The organism is Rhizobium sp. AP16 (genome assembly GCF_000281735.1).
GTDB classification, from domain to species: Bacteria; Pseudomonadota; Alphaproteobacteria; order Rhizobiales; family Rhizobiaceae; genus Rhizobium; species Rhizobium rhizogenes.
In genome coordinates this window covers 1-15,723 of sequence record NZ_AJVM01000015.1, presented here as the reverse complement: position 1 = coordinate 15,723, position 15,723 = coordinate 1, and the positions used below count along the sequence as shown (strand labels likewise).

General features: G+C 60.1%; 14 protein-coding genes and 1 tRNA gene. 8 read left to right on the top strand and 7 right to left on the bottom strand.

Annotated features, from left to right (window positions below; all coding sequences use genetic code 11):
• The first annotated feature begins 182 nt into the window (after nt 1-182).
• Nucleotides 183-1,598 (top strand): lipopolysaccharide biosynthesis protein, encoded by a 1,416-nt coding sequence (locus PMI03_RS08835; RefSeq protein WP_007692103.1) that lies wholly within the window; start codon nt 183-185, stop codon nt 1,596-1,598.
• Between the two features lie 2 nt (nt 1,599-1,600).
• On the top strand, nt 1,601-2,872 hold the full coding sequence (locus PMI03_RS08830) for a GNAT family N-acetyltransferase (RefSeq protein ID WP_007692102.1): 1,272 nt from the start codon (nt 1,601-1,603) through the stop codon (nt 2,870-2,872).
• A gap of 46 nt (nt 2,873-2,918) precedes the next feature.
• Here PMI03_RS08830 and PMI03_RS08825 read toward each other — a convergent pair whose 3' ends face one another.
• From PMI03_RS08825 to lepB, 3 genes are all read right to left on the bottom strand, one after another.
• Nucleotides 2,919-3,797 (bottom strand): arginase family protein, encoded by an 879-nt coding sequence (locus PMI03_RS08825; RefSeq protein ID WP_007692101.1) that lies wholly within the window; start codon nt 3,795-3,797, stop codon nt 2,919-2,921.
• Between the two features lie 210 nt (nt 3,798-4,007).
• The gene (locus PMI03_RS08820) at nt 4,008-5,648 is read right to left on the bottom strand and encodes an AMP-binding protein (RefSeq protein ID WP_007692098.1); all 1,641 of its coding nucleotides are present in this window, start codon (nt 5,646-5,648) and stop codon (nt 4,008-4,010) included.
• Between the two features lie 104 nt (nt 5,649-5,752).
• Nucleotides 5,753-6,706, bottom strand: coding sequence for a signal peptidase I (lepB, locus tag PMI03_RS08815; protein ID WP_007692096.1), 954 nt, complete (start codon nt 6,704-6,706; stop codon nt 5,753-5,755).
• A 248-nt stretch (nt 6,707-6,954) separates the two neighbouring features.
• Here lepB and PMI03_RS08810 point away from each other — a divergent pair, with 248 nt between their 5' ends.
• Together PMI03_RS08810 and PMI03_RS08805 are read left to right on the top strand one after the other, a co-directional pair.
• Nucleotides 6,955-7,935, top strand: coding sequence for an aldo/keto reductase (locus PMI03_RS08810; protein ID WP_007692095.1), 981 nt, complete (start codon nt 6,955-6,957; stop codon nt 7,933-7,935).
• A 210-nt stretch (nt 7,936-8,145) separates the two neighbouring features.
• The gene (locus PMI03_RS08805; RefSeq protein WP_007692094.1) at nt 8,146-8,940 is read left to right on the top strand and encodes a class I SAM-dependent methyltransferase; all 795 of its coding nucleotides are present in this window, start codon (nt 8,146-8,148) and stop codon (nt 8,938-8,940) included.
• A gap of 7 nt (nt 8,941-8,947) precedes the next feature.
• Here the strand turns inward: PMI03_RS08805 and PMI03_RS08800 are convergent, their stop codons facing one another.
• Nucleotides 8,948-9,535: a TetR/AcrR family transcriptional regulator gene (locus tag PMI03_RS08800; RefSeq protein ID WP_007692093.1), complete on the bottom strand. Its 588-nt coding sequence runs from the start codon at nt 9,533-9,535 to the stop codon at nt 8,948-8,950.
• 236 nt (nt 9,536-9,771) lie between these two features.
• On the opposite strand from PMI03_RS08800, the gene PMI03_RS08795 reads away from it, so the two are divergent.
• From PMI03_RS08795 to PMI03_RS08785, 3 genes are all read left to right on the top strand, one after another.
• The gene (locus tag PMI03_RS08795) at nt 9,772-11,070 is read left to right on the top strand and encodes an MFS transporter (protein WP_007692092.1); all 1,299 of its coding nucleotides are present in this window, start codon (nt 9,772-9,774) and stop codon (nt 11,068-11,070) included.
• Nucleotides 11,071-11,443: 373 nt separating this feature from the next.
• Nucleotides 11,444-12,640 carry an FkbM family methyltransferase gene (locus tag PMI03_RS08790; RefSeq protein ID WP_007692091.1) on the top strand — a complete coding sequence of 399 codons (1,197 nt, stop codon included), beginning with the start codon at nt 11,444-11,446 and terminating at the stop codon, nt 12,638-12,640.
• A 129-nt stretch (nt 12,641-12,769) separates the two neighbouring features.
• Nucleotides 12,770-12,854: transfer RNA gene (locus tag PMI03_RS08785), tRNA-Leu, on the top strand.
• Between the two features lie 122 nt (nt 12,855-12,976).
• On the opposite strand, the gene PMI03_RS08780 is transcribed toward PMI03_RS08785, so the two are convergent.
• Nucleotides 12,977-13,801, bottom strand: coding sequence for an AraC family transcriptional regulator (locus tag PMI03_RS08780; protein ID WP_007692090.1), 825 nt, complete (start codon nt 13,799-13,801; stop codon nt 12,977-12,979).
• Between the two features lie 97 nt (nt 13,802-13,898).
• On the opposite strand from PMI03_RS08780, the gene PMI03_RS08775 reads away from it, so the two are divergent.
• Nucleotides 13,899-14,828, top strand: coding sequence for a phytanoyl-CoA dioxygenase family protein (locus PMI03_RS08775; RefSeq protein WP_007692089.1), 930 nt, complete (start codon nt 13,899-13,901; stop codon nt 14,826-14,828).
• A 323-nt stretch (nt 14,829-15,151) separates the two neighbouring features.
• Here the strand turns inward: PMI03_RS08775 and PMI03_RS31580 are convergent, their stop codons facing one another.
• Together PMI03_RS31580 and PMI03_RS08765 are read right to left on the bottom strand one after the other, a co-directional pair.
• Complete coding sequence (locus PMI03_RS31580) at nt 15,152-15,292, bottom strand: hypothetical protein (RefSeq protein ID WP_174052529.1); 141 nt, start codon at nt 15,290-15,292, stop codon at nt 15,152-15,154.
• 134 nt (nt 15,293-15,426) lie between these two features.
• Nucleotides 15,427-15,723 (bottom strand): hypothetical protein (locus PMI03_RS08765; RefSeq protein ID WP_039973704.1); only part of this gene is annotated, 297 nt, incomplete at its 5' end.

Here is a 15,723-nt window from a genome sequence, read left to right as displayed (position 1 = left end):
CCGATTCTTGCGCGGGTACCAATAGAGGTGGCTGCCGATCGCTGCTCCCTCCAAATGGCGTTTGGTAAACAACCACACCGCTCACCATGTCATTTTAACCCGCGATAAGAACCGATTCTTAACCCTCCTCTGCCAAAGCTATCGCGAGGTTGGGCTCATATTTAAAGTATTGCGTAACGATCATGACGGTCTTTCAAACAGCTGAGAGAATGCTGCCGTCCGGGCTGCGGATCGTGCTGTCGCCATATTTGCGCAAACTCACCCCTCTTCTTACCGGCACGGACGAAAAATCCGTCTCCCAACGCATGGCGCTTATCGCCTTCGCCATCCGCATCGCCGGTGCCGCCCTCGCCTTCGTCTCGCAGATCGCACTTGCCCGCATGATGGGCCGATTTGAGTACGGCATCTTCGTCTTCGTCTGGGTGTTGATGATCCTTTTCGGCAATCTCGCCTGCCTCGGCTTCCCGACCGCCATCATCCGTTTCCTGCCGCAATATGACGCCAGCGGCAATCACGACGCCATTCGCGGCCTGAACCGCACCGCGCGCCTCTTCGTGCTCTCCGTTGCCGGCGGACTGGCGCTGGTCGGCATGGCGGCGCTCCATGCCTTCAACGGCATGATGGAAAGCTACTATGTGATGCCGATCTTCCTCGGCCTCATCGCCGTGCCGATGATCGCGCTCGGCGACGTGCTGGACGGCACGGCGCGCGCCAATCATTGGCCGGTCATGGCCCTGAGCCCGACCTTCCTCATCCGCCCGACGCTGATCCTGCTCTTTATGCTAGCCGCAATCCTCGCCGGCGCCGCGCATGATGCGGTCACCGCCATGATGGCAGCGCTTGCAGCCGCATTCGTGACCGTCCTCTGCCAGTATCTCGCGGTCACCTTCCGCCTGCGCCGTCACTATCCGAACGGCCCGAAAACCATCGAGTTCAACGCCTGGCTCGCCGTCGCCTTCCCGGTCTTCCTGGTCGAAGGCGTCGGCTACCTGCTGACCAATTCCGATGTCGTCGTGGTCGGTATCTTCCTCGACCCCGGCGAGGTCGCCGTCTATTTCGCCGCCGCCAAGATCATGGCGCTGGTGCATTTCGTTTATTTCGCCGTCAAGGCCGCCATCGGCCCGCGCTTTGCCGCCATCATCGCCGAGAACGACCGGACCAAGCTCGCAACCTACGCGACCGAGGCCACGCGCTGGACCTTCTTTCCTGCGCTGGCCGTCGGCCTTGTCGTGCTGGCCGCCGGGCAATTCCTGCTCTCGCTGTTCGGCGCAGCCTTTACCGAGGGACAGGTGGTCATCGCCATTCTGCTTGCCGGCGTTCTCGTGAGGGCATTGGTCGGACCGGCCGAGATACTGTTGATGATGGCGGACCGGCAGATGCTTTGCGTCTATCTCTATGCTGTCGCGCTCGTCGCCAGTATCGGCCTCAACCTCCTGCTCATTCCGCATTTCGGGATCGAAGGTGCGGCCATCGCCACGGCGAGCGCCATGGCGGTCGAGGCCGTGCTGCTGCACATTGCCGTGCGCCGGGCGCTCGGCATCGTGCTTTTCGCCCTCATCCGCAGACCGATGACACCAGCAACCAGCGGGGCACTCTGACCATGGCGCGCGCTCCCTTCACCCAAAGCACCGACAGCCAAGTGAATGCGCTCACGCATACGCTCGCGGCGCTGCATTTCGAGCCGCCCAAGGCGGAGGCCCGCGTCGAGGTCGGCCGGACCGGCCGCGAACTCTGCCTCTATCCCGGCAAGCTCGGCTATGAGCTGCAGGACGAGCTGGATTTCCTTTCCAACCGCGCGATGGAGCCGAACGTCTTCTTCTCCGGCCGTTTCCTGGCGCCGGCCATGCCCCGCCTCGAGGACCGGCACATCCGCCTCGCGCTGATGCGCGACCAGAGCGGCGCCCGCAGCCGGATGCGCCTGCTGATGCCCTTTACCGTCGACAAGCCGGGTTTCGCCATCGGCCCGTCGATCATCCGCGTCTGGGCGAATTCCTTCGGCCCGCTCGGCACGCCGCTGGTGGATGCCGAGGAGGCTGGCGAAACGCTCGATAATCTCTTTGAGGCGCTGATCCAGCGCGAGCTGCAACTACCGACGATGCTGGTGCTGCCCGATATCCGCCTGAACGGCCGTTTCGCGCAGATGGCAAAGGCCGTCGCCATCGGCCGCAACCTGCCGCTCACCGTCGCCAACCCCTATCGGCGACCGATGCTCCACAGCAGCGACGATGCGCTCGCCTATCTCAAGCGGACGATCTCGAACGCGCATCTGCGCGAGATGCGCCGGCAATGGCGCCTGCTGGAAAGCCATGGCGAAGTGGTCTACTCCGTCGCCCGCCAGCCGCGCGATATCCATCAGCGCATGGAGGAATTCCTGGCGCTGGAGGCGAGCGGCTGGAAGGGCAAGAAGCGCAGCGCGCTGGTGACCGACCGTCACCACGCGGCCTTTGCCCGCGAAGCCGTTTCCAATCTTGCCGCCGTCGACGCCGTGCGTATTCACACCATCGACCTCAACGGCCGGGCAATCGCCTCGATGATCGTGCTGATGATGGGCGGCGAAGCCTATACCTGGAAGACCGCCTATAACGAGGACTATGCTCGCTATTCGCCGGGCAAGCTGTTGCTGGGCGAATTGACGGAATGGCATCTCGACGACGCCAACATCGTCCGCTCCGATTCCTGCGCGGCACCAGACCATCCCGTCATGAGCCGCTTCTGGCAGGAGCGCGAGGACATGGGCACGCTGATCATCGGCCTGACCCAGAACGGCGACCGCGATGTGCGGCAAGTGGCGGCGCAGCTGCACATGTATCGCAGCACCCGCAACATGGCGAAGCTGCTGCGCCAGAAGATATTGTCCCTGACGAAGCGCTAGGACCCAGGAACAGGCGGAGCCTCACAACCCCGGCCGCGCACCCCTTTCACCGCTTGCCGAGAAGCGGGAGCGTCCGCAGCGACTTCGAAAGTTCAATCACACTCCATGGCATATATTCAGTGATCGCCAATCCGACGATATCCGCCTCGGCATCCACCGCTCTGAGAATATTCGCTACCTCCTCGAAGCGCATCCGCCCCCTCGCAACACCGTCGAAGGCATTTGGTGCTGCGTTGGGGTCCCGGAAGAGAAGGAAGTCGTAAAGCGTGGGGTCAAGCACATCCAGATCGAAATGCACCGCCACCTTCTTCGCGCCCAAGGCGCGCAGCCATTCCATCACGCGCTCTGTCGAGCCGGACATATCTTCCGGGCCAAGGCGCGCCAGCCCATGCTCCGAGATGAAATCCGTTTCGAATGGCGTGGTTTCGGTCAGACCGACATAGAGAATTTGCCTCGCTTGCACCGGCTTCGGAACGGCAGCCACAAAGTCGGGGTCGCCTATTCCCATCAGCATAGCAAGAACATGCGCATGGGCGTTTTGGAACTGCCGCGCTCCCATGACATCGGGATGAGCATCCACCCACAGGACCGCCAGATCATCCCCGTATCGCTCGCTGAGATAGGCGATCGGCGCGAGATCCACGAGGCAGTCGCCGCCAAGGGTGACAATGGCATCAGGCCCATGCCGGTCGATTGCCGACCTCGCCGCGGCAAGCAGATCCAGAAGCAGTTGGCGAGAGACGATGCCATGCTCGACCGGCCGTATACCGTCACGGGTTCCGGGAACCGCAACCGTTTCTTCCGGCCCAAGCGCTTCCGGAGCAATCGCAGCGAGAACACGCGCGCCAATGCCATAATCGGGCCTGTCGCCGCCCTGCCATTGGGGCAAATTCAGGCGCAGGACTTTTTGCGGATCGATTGCCATGCTTCATCTCTCCCGGTCGGAATCTTGACGTTCGAATAGGCTGTCCCTTTCGGGAACAAGGCATAACTAGCGATTGAGATTGGAAACGAAATAGCTAGTTTATGGAAGGTCTGTCCATGATCATGGACAATCCGTCCGAAAGAGATTGCACAATGGCGGGGCGGCTCTACACCCGGAGCACCACGCCATCATGAAGGCACATGGAATGCCTCAATGCCTCGTATCAACGGCGGCGGCGCGGTCGCGCAGCAATCGGCGGATCACCTTGCCGGAGGTCGTCAGCGGCAGTTCGTCGACAAATTCGATCTCGCGCGGATATTCATGCATGGAGAGCCGGGTCTTCACCCAGTCGCGAATTTCAACGGCCAGCGCTTCGCTCGGTGCATGGCCCGGCACCAGCACCACATAGGCCTTGACGATCTCGGTACGCACGGCATCCGGCTTGCCGACTGCCGCCGCCAGTTGCACGGCCGGATGACCGCCGAGGCAATCCTCGATCTCGCTGGGGCCAATGCGATAGCCCGACGAAGTGATGACATCGTCGTCGCGGCCGATGAAGGAGATATAGCCCTCCGCATCCTGCCGGCCGAGATCGCCGGTCAGCATCCAGTCGCCGGCGAATTTCGCCGCCGTCGCCTTTTCGTCCTGCCAATAGCCGAGGAACATCACCGGATCGGGCCGCTTTATGGCGATCTGCCCGCTCTCGCCCACCGACACCTCCCTGCCCTCGGCATCGACGATCGCCACGCGATGGCCGGGCACCGGCTTGCCCGTCGCCCCGCCACGGCTGACGCCGAAAGCGGCGCCGGAGGACAGAACGAAATTGCACTCGGTCTGGCCGAAGAATTCGTTGACGGTCACGCCGAGGGAGGATCGCGCCCATTCATAGGTCTCTCGCCCGAGCGCCTCGCCGGCAGAACCGATAGTACGCAGCTTGAGATCATAGAGTGCGCGGGGATTGTCGATCGACTTCAGCAGCCGCAGCGCCGTCGGCGGAATGAAGGCGTTGCGCACGCCCATCTCGGCCATGATGCGGAAGGCCGTATGTGCGTCGAATTTCTGCGCCGGCGACGAAACGACCGGCACGCCGAGCATTAGGCTCGGCAGCAGCGCGTTGAGCAAACCGCCCGCCCAGGCCCAATCCGACGGCGTCCAGAGCTTGTCGCTTGGCCGCGGAAAGCCCTCATGCGCGAATTGCATGCCCGGAATATGCCCCGGCAGGACACGGTGGCCATGCAGCGCACCCTTCGGCGGCCCCGTCGTACCGGAGGTGAAGATCATCAGCGCCGGATCGTCCGGGCCGGTGTCGGCGACCTTGAAGAGCGGCGGATGCCCCGCGACAAGATCGGCAAAACCGGCCACCCCATCCTCGCCGCCGTCGATGCTGATCACCTGGGTCAGTTCCGGCAGGCGGTCGCGGATCGGCCGCAGCCGTTCGAGACCGAACCGATTGGTGACGATGACCGAGGCACCCGAAACCTTCAGCCGATATTCCAGCGCTTCCGCACCGAAGAGCAGCGCCAGCGGCAGGGCGATGGCGCCCATCTTGTAGATCGCGACATGCGCGACAACTGTTTCGAAACTTTGCGGCAGGAGCAGCGCCACCCGATCGCCCCGCTCAACACCGAGCGCCGTCAAAGCATTGGCGAAGGCGGCGGACCGATCCCGCAGCACGCCATAGCTCAGGCTGAGATGGCGGCCATCCGGGCTGAAATGTTCGAGGCAGATCCGATCCGGCTCTCGCTCGGCCCACTCGTCGCAAACCGCACGCCCGATATTGAATTTCGCCGGAATCTCCCAGCGAAAATCACGGTATAAGGCCTCATAGGTGTCGCGTGGGGGCAGTTTCATGCGGAATTCCGGAAAAATGTTGCAGCGCAGCTAACACTTCCCAAGCGGGCTATTCAAGAAAACAATTGGGATAGCCCAACCTCCACCGAACGCGGCCACCAAACCTAGCGCACAAGCGACCAGCCGGTTTTCGTCCCATCGCGGTGAAACAATAGCCAGAACTTGCCATAAATATTCGCCTCCGGCACGAAGCCGACATCGAAGCGGCTATCGTTGGAATTGTCGCGATTGTCGCCCATGACGAAATAATGCCCCTCAGGCACGATGTATTCGCCGGTATTGTCTGCTCGGGAATTCGACGAGAGATCGAGCGTCCGATAGCGGATCCCATTGTCCAGAACCTCGCCGAAGACGGGAAGCTCGCCCGGCTCCATGCTGTAAGTCGATGTGATCGTGCCCTCGGCATCGCGCGGCACGGCCTGCCCGTTGATGAAAAGGATTCCACCCTTCATCTGGACGTGATCCCCGGGCAATCCGATGACGCGCTTCACGTAGTCGACCTCCGGCGCCGGAGGATAGGCAAAAAGGACGACGTCACCCCGCTCGGGCTTCGCGCCGAACATTTTCAGCGGAATCCAGTCGGCCCGGTACGGAAAGGAATAACGGCCATAACCGTAGTTGAATTTTGTCACGAAGGCATAATCACCCGGCGTCAGCGTCGGCATCATCGAACCGGAGGGGATCGTAAAAGGCTGGGCGACGAAGGAGCGGATGAGGAGCGCAACGACGATCGGCAGCAGCCAGAAAAACAGGAAGATATTGTACCAGCGGGAGAACCAGCGATAGTGCCAATCGACCATTCCTCTTGGCGCCAGCAAATAGCCGTGAATGCAGCCAAGCAGATGGAAGCACCCCGCCGCTACCGCAGCAGCCGCCATCAGGGTCAATTGCGGCAGCGCGAAGACTGCGAAAAACACCGCCAGATTGGAGAGCAGGAGATAGGCGACGGCCAGACGCCCCTTGCCGAGATAGGCCATGACCATGGCTGGCCCAAGGACCAGGCCGATGATCCCGGCCGCAAGCGGGCGGCGGTCCCGGAAGAATCGAATGAAACGCATGGAAGCTCTCCGGCTGCTCGAACCGCCATCGTTACACAACCAGTGCCTGCGTTTGAATGCCCCAGTATGGCAATCCCCACAAACTGCGCCATCTTTGTTTAGTGCTGCTTCAAAGCCTATCGCGAATTATTGAGCTAATCGGTGGAGCTTTGCTCCGCTAGTCTGATTATGATGGTACATCCACTCTGCCCCATTGCGACGGCGGAGCGCCTGCCTATCGGATATCCAGAACAGGATGGAGACGATCGATGGAATACGTGAAGTTTGGCAAAACCGGTCTTGAAGTGTCCCGCATCTGCCTGGGCTGCATGACCTATGGCGACCCCAACAAGGGCACGCATGCCTGGTCGCTGAAGGAAGAGGAGAGCCGCCCGCTGCTCCGGCAGGCGATCGAGGCCGGCATCAATTTCCTCGACACCGCGAACACCTATTCCAACGGCTCGTCGGAAGAGATCGTCGGCCGCGCCATCAAGGACTTTTCCCGCCGCGAAGACATCGTACTCGCCACGAAGGTGTTCAATCGCATGCGTCCCGGCCCGAACGGCGCCGGCCTGTCGCGCAAGGCGATCTTCGATGAGATCGACAACAGCCTGCGCCGCCTCGGCACCGACTATGTGGACCTCTACCAGATCCACCGCTGGGACTACACGACGCCGATCGAGGAAACGCTGGAAGCGCTGCACGACGTCGTCAAGGCCGGCAAGGCCCGCTATATCGGCGCCTCCTCGATGTATGCCTGGCAGTTCGCCAAGGCGATCTACACCTCGCGCCTCAATGGCTGGACCGAATTCGCCAGCATGCAGGACCACCTGAACCTGCTCTATCGCGAGGAAGAGCGCGAAATGCTGCCCTTCTGCGAGGACCAGAAGATCGCCGTCATCCCCTGGAGCCCGCTGGCCCGCGGCCGCCTCACCCGCGACTGGGACGAGGCAACGGCGCGCACGGAAAGCGACGAATTCGGCAAAACACTCTACACCCAGGCGCTCGAATCCGACCGCAAGGTGGTCGAGGCCGTCGGCGTGATCGCCAAAGCCCGCGGCGTTGCCCGCGCCCAGGTCGCCACCGCCTGGATCCTGCAAAAAAACGCGGTTACTGCCCCGATCATTGGCGCCTCTAAGCCCGGCCACATCACTGACGCCGTCGCCTCGCTGGCCGTCAAATTGACGCCGGAAGAAATTGAGGCACTGGAATCGCCTTACGTCCCGCACGGCGTTGCCGGGTTCAAGTAAGGATTTTGGAGCTGGCCAGGCGCGTCTGCCGTTGCGGCAACGACGTGCCTGGCCCCTCACCCCACTAATGCGAGGAGAGGGTTGGGGTGAGGGGCAATTCCAATCTCCGAATCCAATTGAGCCCGCGGCAAATCGCGCAAACGTTATTTCACGCCTCGGTCACAGTTGAGTCATAACAGGGTAAGGCTCCCTACCCCCGAGGATCCACCCATGACCACCATGCCCTTCGAAGCGCGGCGTTTCCAATCCACCGCGGCCTATTACCTGCGCTATCGCATTCCCTATCCGGACACCTTGATCGCCCGCGTTGCCGAGCGCAGCGGCCTGAAGGCCGGCGACCATGTGCTTGATCTCGGCTGCGGTCCCGGCCAGCTCGGCATTGCCTTTGCGCGGCTTGAGGGTGCCACTGTCACCGCCATGGACCCGGAGCCGGAAATGCTTGCCGCCGCCGAAGCCGGCGCGAAGGAAGCCGGCGTCGGGATCACCGTCCGCCAAGGGTCTTCCTATGATCTCGGGCCGGATATCGGCAAGCTGCACCTCTGCATCATGGGCCGCTCCTTCCACTGGATGGATCGCCCGGCCACGCTTGCGGCCCTCGACCAACTGATCGAGCCCGATGGCGCGGTCGTGCTGTTCCATGACAAGACGATACTGGGGAGCCCGGATTGGCGCGGTATCGTCGAAAAGCTGGCGGAAACTTTTTCGCCGGAGCGGCACGAGGAGCGCCTGTTGCGCAAGGGCAAGACCTGGGCACCGCATGAAGCCATGCTGCTCGCCTCGCCCTTCCGCAACCTCGAGCGCATCGGCATCGTCAGGGAATATGTACGCGATATCGAAGACATCGTCGGGCGCGTCTTCTCGATGTCCTCCACCTCGCCGCAAGCGCTTGGCGACAAGCTGGCGGATTTCGAGGCCGCACTCCGGGTGGAATTGCTGGAGGTCGCTCCCGACGGCAAGTTTACGGAAATCGTCGAAGCCAACGGGCTCCTCGCCTTCCGCGACTAAACCGTTGTCATTCCTTGCCGCTCTCCGGCGCGGGCGTCAGCTCCTGCCGGGTGGCGGCCAGGAATTCCTGCGATAGCTCGGGATTGTCCATAGCGCGCGCCAGGATGACGGCGCCGACCATGGCGGAAAGGCTGACAAGCGCCTTGCGGCGGCGCTCCTCCTGCGTTTCGCCGGGTGTGATCTCCTCGAGGATCGCCGCCATGCCCATCAGGCCGCCGGTAAAGGTCGACTGCATTTTTGGGCCGTGACGGCTGACCTCCTGTGTCAGCGCCGCGAAGACGCAGCCGGTCGCATGCTCCACGACATTGCGATGCGAAAGATAATGCGCGAGCAGCGCTTCCAGCGGCTCGTCCGGCGCACCGTCGACCACATGCTTCCAGCGCTCCAGCGAGCGCGACACCAGCGCCTTGCTAGCCTCGCAGGCGAGCTCATCCTTGGATTCGAAATGACCGTAGAAGCCGCCATGCGTCAGCCCGGCCGCCTTCATGATGTCGGCGACGCCAATACCGTCAAAACCCTTTTCGCGAAAAAGATCGCCCGCGACGGCAAGGATCTTCTCACGGTTCTCGGCAAATTTTTCGCGGCTCACTCTCATCAAAAAACTCCATCAGAGCTTCAATAATTCTTGATTGACAATTTATATGATGGCCATCATGAATATGCAACAAATATGATCATGATCATCTAAATGCCTTTGCACAATCGTTCAAGCCGAGAGAAGGGCATTGCGATACGAGCGAATATGACATCACCGACTCTTTTCAGGCTGGCAGCCGCCGACCTTTCCCAATCTTGAACGCCGAAACACGAAACCCCACTGGAACGCATCCCATGGTCTCCACAGTCCTCGCCTCGACGCTGGCCCGCCGCAACATCCATTACGGATGGGTCGTCGTCGGCGCCACCTTCCTCACCATGCTCGTCACCGCCGGTGCCATGGGCGCGCCCGGCGTGCTTATCAAGCCGCTGGAAGACGAGTTCGGCTGGAGCACGTCGTCCATTTCCTCCGCACTCGCCGTCCGCCTCGTGCTGTTCGGCCTGATGGGTCCCTTCGCCGCCGCCTTCATGAATTATTTCGGCGTCCGCAAGGTCATCGTCTTTGCGCTCGCCACCATCAGCGTCGGCTTCATCGGCTCGCTGTTCATGACGCAAGTCTGGCAGTTGCTGCTCTGCTGGGGCATCATCGTCGGCTTCGGCACCGGGCTGACCGCCATGGTGCTCGCCGCCACGGTCTCGACGCGCTGGTTCACCAAGCATCGCGGCCTCGTCATCGGCATGCTCTCGGCAAGCTCCGCCACCGGCCAGCTCGTTTTCCTGCCGCTGATGGCCGAGCTGACGACGCGCTATGGCTGGCGCACCACCGTGATCTTCGTCTGCGGCATGATCGTCGTCGCAGCCCTGATCGTGTTGCTCTTGATGCGCGACCGCCCGTCGGACATCAACCTGCCGCTCGTCGGTGAGATCCACGTCACGCCACCGCCGCCCGCCACCAAGAGCCTGAAGGCGGCGCTCGCCTCACCGATCGTCATCCTGAAGGAAGCGTCGGCAAGCTCGACCTTCTGGATCCTCGCCGCCACCTTCTTCATCTGCGGCCTCTCCACCAATGGCCTGATCCAGACGCATTTCGTCACGCTCTGCGGTGATTTCGGCATCGTGCCGGTGGCCGCCGCCAGCGTGCTGGCCGTCATGGGCATCTTCGATTTCTTCGGCACCATCGGCTCCGGCTGGCTCTCCGACCGCTTTGACAATCGCTGGCTGCTCTTCTGGTATTACGGCCTGCGCGGCCTGTCGCTGGTCTATCTGCCCTTCAGCAACTTCACCTTCTACGGCCTGTCGATCTTCGCCGTCTTCTACGGCCTAGACTGGATCGCCACGGTGCCGCCAACCGTCAAGATCGCCGCCGACCGCTTCGGCCGCGAAAAGGCCGGCCTCGTCTTCGGCTGGGTGTTTGCCGCTCACCAACTGGGCGCCGCTACCGCCGCCTTCGGCGCTGGCCTGACCCGCACAGAGCTCAACACCTACCTCCCCGCCTTCTTCGTCGCCGGCGCCTTCTGCGTGCTCGCCGCGATCCTGGCACTGACCATCAGCAAGCCCGGCTCGACGGATAGGGCTCCAGCGATGGCGCACTGAGGCAAACAAAGAAATGCCCATGGCGACAAATCATCACCATGGGCCGAGCCGCAACCCTGCGGAACACTCGCAATAACTCACCCACCCGACATGCGGGCTCGATCATAGAACAAGCACCCTTATTGTACTGCCTCCGATGACATTTCGAAAAATGAGGAGTTTCAACAGATATCATTTCCGTTGTCTCGTACCTTTGCAGATGGTTGGAGACATATTGCGCCTCAGCCGGACAGAACACGGCAATATTGTAGCAACTCAACAATTATTCTTGTTAAACATGGACTTATAGAGCAATCTTACACGCGCTCGGAGGTTCCGGCAGTATCTTTTTCTATCTGTGGGACATCCACTTTCGTCAATAAGGAAGCTGACTTTGTTCTATTCCAAAACTGGCCAGGTTGTGAACAAGCAAGGGGATGAGCGTGTGTCTGTCAAGAAGGGGCAGGCAGGATGGGTGCTTTATGGCCCCTATATGACCCTTCCTCCGGGACGCTATATCGTTGAATTTCCCATCGAGGCCGACCCGGCCGTGCCGGCTGAAGCAGTCTGTTGCAATATCGATGTCGTTGGGGGTTTCGGCGTCCGGCTCCTGGCACAAAAGCGCCTCACCGGCGCTGATTTGCTGCAAGCCGATAAGTCCATCACCCTTCAGTTCGATACGGATGTGGAGGACGTTTTCGAATTTCGAGTCGTTTCTACCGGGGCCGGAGCGTTTACAGCGAATGTCCATCGCCCCTTGAAGCAGATTGACCTTCAAAGCGGCCAGGTATTGGAAATCGCCCTGCCGGAGATGACCAATCCATTCTACAAAACCCATATCGATAAGTTCAAGTACTTCGAGAAGAACGGCTTCAGCTTTCAAGTCACGGCGCAGGATATTATCGCCGATTTTTCTGGAACCCGGTTTCATGTCTACAATGCCGAAGATCTCCAGGTTCTCAGCGAGATTTTCATTCATAACGAATACAATTTCATCACCAGGCGCGACAAGATCGTCATCGACATCGGTATGAATGCCGGCCTGGCATCACTGTTTATGGCGAAGGATCCGACGGTGCGGGAAGTGCACGCATTCGAGCCTTTCTCCCTGCCCCATGCTAGGGCACTGAAGAATTTCGCACTGAACCCGAAGACCGCCGCCAAGATCAAGCCCAATCAATTCGGGCTGGGCGAAAAAGACGAGCAAATGGAGGTTATGGTCCGCTCCGATGCGACGATCGGCATCTCTGTGAGGGGAGCCGATACCGGAAAACCCGAGACGATCCATATCAGAGAAGCCGCCGCTGTCATCAGCCCGCTGGTCAAGCGCGCTAAGGCTGCCGGCATGGACCTCGTTATCAAGATGGATTGCGAGGGATCCGAGTTCGGGATTTTCAAGACGCTGGCACAATACGGGCTTTTCAGCTCTATTGATGCCATGGTGATCGAATGGCACAAATGGTGGTCCAAGGAACTGACCCAGATGGACCTCATTGCTCCGCTGCTTGAGGCCGGCTTCATCGTGCTTGACAAGACCCAGCTATCCAATCCTCATGCGGGGCTGTGTTATGCGGTAAGAGCCGCGCAGTGATCATTCACGATATGTGGAGCAAAACACCATGTTTGCCCTTAAGATTTCCTTTCTGAGCTCATTGAGCCACGCCTTATCTTCCCGCCTTGACTTCATGCCTGTCTCCATCTAGTGGAGCTACGTCATGATGCCCCATTGGCGGAATTGGTAGACGCGCTCGACTCAAAATCGAGTTTCGAAAGAAGTGCTGGTTCGACTCCGGCATGGGGCACCACCATCCAGAATTCTCACCAAATTCACCCAGGTTTTCCACTCTTTGCCTTCAGCAAGGCAGGCATCGTTCGAGACCATATCGATAGGCGATGAAAGAGGAACTGGGCGAGTCATCCCAACCGCTCAGCCTCTCATATACCGCGCCCGGAATTCGCTCGGTGTGCAGCCTTCACGCTCGTGGAACAGCCTCGAAAAATAGAAGGGGTCCTTGATTCCGACTGCGGCGGCAATGATCTCGATCGTTTCAGCCGTTGTCGCCAGGAGCTCCTTGGCGTGATCCACCCGCATCCGAAGCTGAAACGCCTTTGGCGGCAGACCGGTTTCTTCGATAAATTTCCGGCGTAGTGTGGCAGTCGACATCCCATGCTCGGCGGCGAACGCGGCCAGATCCAGAGGCTGCATTGTCCTTTTCCGCAGCGCTTCGACGATCTCCGCGATATCGGTCGTATCGTGGCGCAAAGGCGTGGCACGACTTGCCTGCCTTGCCGCCAGAACAACGATCTGGTGCAGAGCCAGCGCGGCGGATGCCCTTCCAAGGCTCTTATCGTCCAGCAGATCGGCGTGAAGATTGCGGAAGAGGCGCTGCATCGGGTCGAGATTCCGAAGTGCTACGACCGGATCGCGTTCGCTGAAGAGCCGCAACCGCACGAAGTCGCGCGTGAAAGAGCCTTCGAAAAGCGCCCATCGCTCGCTCCAGCCGTCGGCATCCGGACCATAGGAATGCTGGCGGTTTGGAAACAGCCAGAAAAGGGCTGGCCCCTCGACGCTCCGCCGACCGCAGGCATCGGTCTCGATAAAACCCCGGCCCTGCTCCACCAGAACAACGGCATAACTCGGCAGCTTCCGGCATTTGACCGCATGAGTGACATGCTGCCGTCCGCTGCCGATGACGGCCAGCCCACCGGCGGCGGCAAGAGAGGACCGATAGATTGCTTCCGTTGAGTTCATGACGAGCGAAAAGTCCAGTATGGCTTTCCTCCATGTGAGTAATTGCCATCATTTGCTAGGTTCTGGATACAACAAGCTCAAGCATCGGACGAGTGAAATGTCAATTTCGAGACAGATTACGCAACCAGACGAAGAAAGGCTTTCCCTTACCGCGAACGGAAAGACCCTGTCGATGACCGCGGAGCGGTTCGGCTATTTGACGCCCACCGATCCGAATATAGGCGTCGAGGCGATCCGTCGCCTCTATGAGGAGAACGGCTACGTATGGCTGAAGGGCTTCTTGCCGCGAACCGAGGTCATCGAATTCCGGGGCTGGGTCTTTGCTCATCTGGCGAAAACAGGCCTGATCGAGCAAGGCACGGATCCTCGGCATGGGATCGCATCGGCAGCAGGGCGGGAATATAGCGCGGCGGACCGCTGCCTCATGTCCCTGGTTCGCTCCACGGCATATGAGGGCTTCTGTGCGCAGCCTCGAATCGCTCACTTTATGGATGAATTCCTGTCGGGCATTTCCTACCTGCACAAACGCAAGATCATGCGGTTTACCCGGCCGGGAACAACGACCGCAACGCCGGCGCATTATGATCTTGTCTACTTGCGTGGGGGCACGAGCCGGGTGGTAACGGCATGGATTCCGATCGGCGACACTCCCATAGGTATGGGCGGCCTGGTTTATCTCGAAGGATCGCACGCGATTGGCCTGAAGATGGAGCGCGAATTTAGCGAACGCAACAAGGATCTCAGTCCCGAAGAACAAGTGAGCGCTTACAATCGCAATATGACGGAAGGCGGCTGGGTTTCAAAGGACTTGCCGGACATGGCGGAGCGGTTCAACACGCGCTGGCTCGCCGCAAATTATGAGGCAGGCGACATCATGCTCCACTCGCCGTTCATGATCCACGCCTCGACGACCAATCAGGATAGAGAACAACGACTGCGCCTCTCCACCGACATCAGATACCAGAATGTCGATGACGAGATCGACGTGCGATGGAACAACCATTGGACCCTCGGCGACATGTTGTAGCTTTGAGTTCGGTCCGGTTGCTCTTACCGGTGAAACAGAACGACCTGAGCAAGGCAAAAAATGCGGCCGCGTTTGATGGCCGGACAGCCAAGTTTCGCGCAAAAGAAAACCCGCCGGAAGCGGGCTTCTGATGAGAGCATTCAATTGGCAGAGCAAGTCTTTCAAGCGACCGTCAGCGGCCACCTCAACGAGGTCATCAAAGCGGGCGCTGCGGGCGTGTCGGCCGTTCCCGCTCTATACGCAGGGCTTTAAGAAGTGCCGCCTTCTCAAGCCGTTGAGGGACTTTGCCTGTGGTGATCTCGCGAAACACCGTGTCGGTCTTTTCACTGATCTTGCACCTGAACCCCTTGCGGGTTTTCAAGGTTGGAGCGATATGGACTGGCATTATCTGCATCCTCCGTTTGAGTTGCTGGTCGGTTGGGCAAGGCTTTCATCACGAATATCACGATGGCGTCCGCCGTCATCGCTGACGGCTCTTACGTATCGTTGCATGCCAAGAGGGAAGAAGACGATTTCACTTCCGCACAAAAGCGGAAACCGTTTCCTGTGAGAACCTTCATAGCACGGTTTTCCAGGAATATTTTACTTTAATTTCACATTAACTTTTATAGCAACGCAACTCATTGAACATGCACGCAAGAAGCCGGCCATACCTTGAAGGAACGAAGCGCTCCCTCAAAGTGCGGCCGGGATCCTGCGGATGGAAAAGCCGCCATTGCTGGCGGGCTTTCTCTACTGCTGAGCAGGTGCCGTCGCAGGCGGCGTTGACGTTGCCGGTGGCTGGGTCGTCGCTGGCGGCTGGGTCGTTGTGGTCTGAGACGACGGAGCTGTTGCTTCCATCGAGCTTGTGTGAGGCCAGAAGTTCCACGCCAATGCGGCTACGACAGCCGCCGCC

Coding starts and splice junctions, on each gene's coding strand:
- PMI03_RS08835 (WP_007692103.1), top strand. CDS start 183: ATGACGGTCTTTCAAACAGCTGAGAGAATGCTGCCGTCCGGGCTGCGG.
- PMI03_RS08830 (WP_007692102.1), top strand. CDS start 1,601: ATGGCGCGCGCTCCCTTCACCCAAAGCACCGACAGCCAAGTGAATGCG.
- PMI03_RS08825 (WP_007692101.1), bottom strand. CDS start 3,797: ATGGCAATCGATCCGCAAAAAGTCCTGCGCCTGAATTTGCCCCAATGG.
- PMI03_RS08820 (WP_007692098.1), bottom strand. CDS start 5,648: ATGAAACTGCCCCCACGCGACACCTATGAGGCCTTATACCGTGATTTT.
- lepB (WP_007692096.1), bottom strand. CDS start 6,706: ATGCGTTTCATTCGATTCTTCCGGGACCGCCGCCCGCTTGCGGCCGGG.
- PMI03_RS08810 (WP_007692095.1), top strand. CDS start 6,955: ATGGAATACGTGAAGTTTGGCAAAACCGGTCTTGAAGTGTCCCGCATC.
- PMI03_RS08805 (WP_007692094.1), top strand. CDS start 8,146: ATGACCACCATGCCCTTCGAAGCGCGGCGTTTCCAATCCACCGCGGCC.
- PMI03_RS08800 (WP_007692093.1), bottom strand. CDS start 9,535: ATGAGAGTGAGCCGCGAAAAATTTGCCGAGAACCGTGAGAAGATCCTT.
- PMI03_RS08795 (WP_007692092.1), top strand. CDS start 9,772: ATGGTCTCCACAGTCCTCGCCTCGACGCTGGCCCGCCGCAACATCCAT.
- PMI03_RS08780 (WP_007692090.1), bottom strand. CDS start 13,801: ATGAACTCAACGGAAGCAATCTATCGGTCCTCTCTTGCCGCCGCCGGT.
- PMI03_RS08775 (WP_007692089.1), top strand. CDS start 13,899: ATGTCAATTTCGAGACAGATTACGCAACCAGACGAAGAAAGGCTTTCC.
- PMI03_RS31580 (WP_174052529.1), bottom strand. CDS start 15,292: ATGACGGCGGACGCCATCGTGATATTCGTGATGAAAGCCTTGCCCAAC.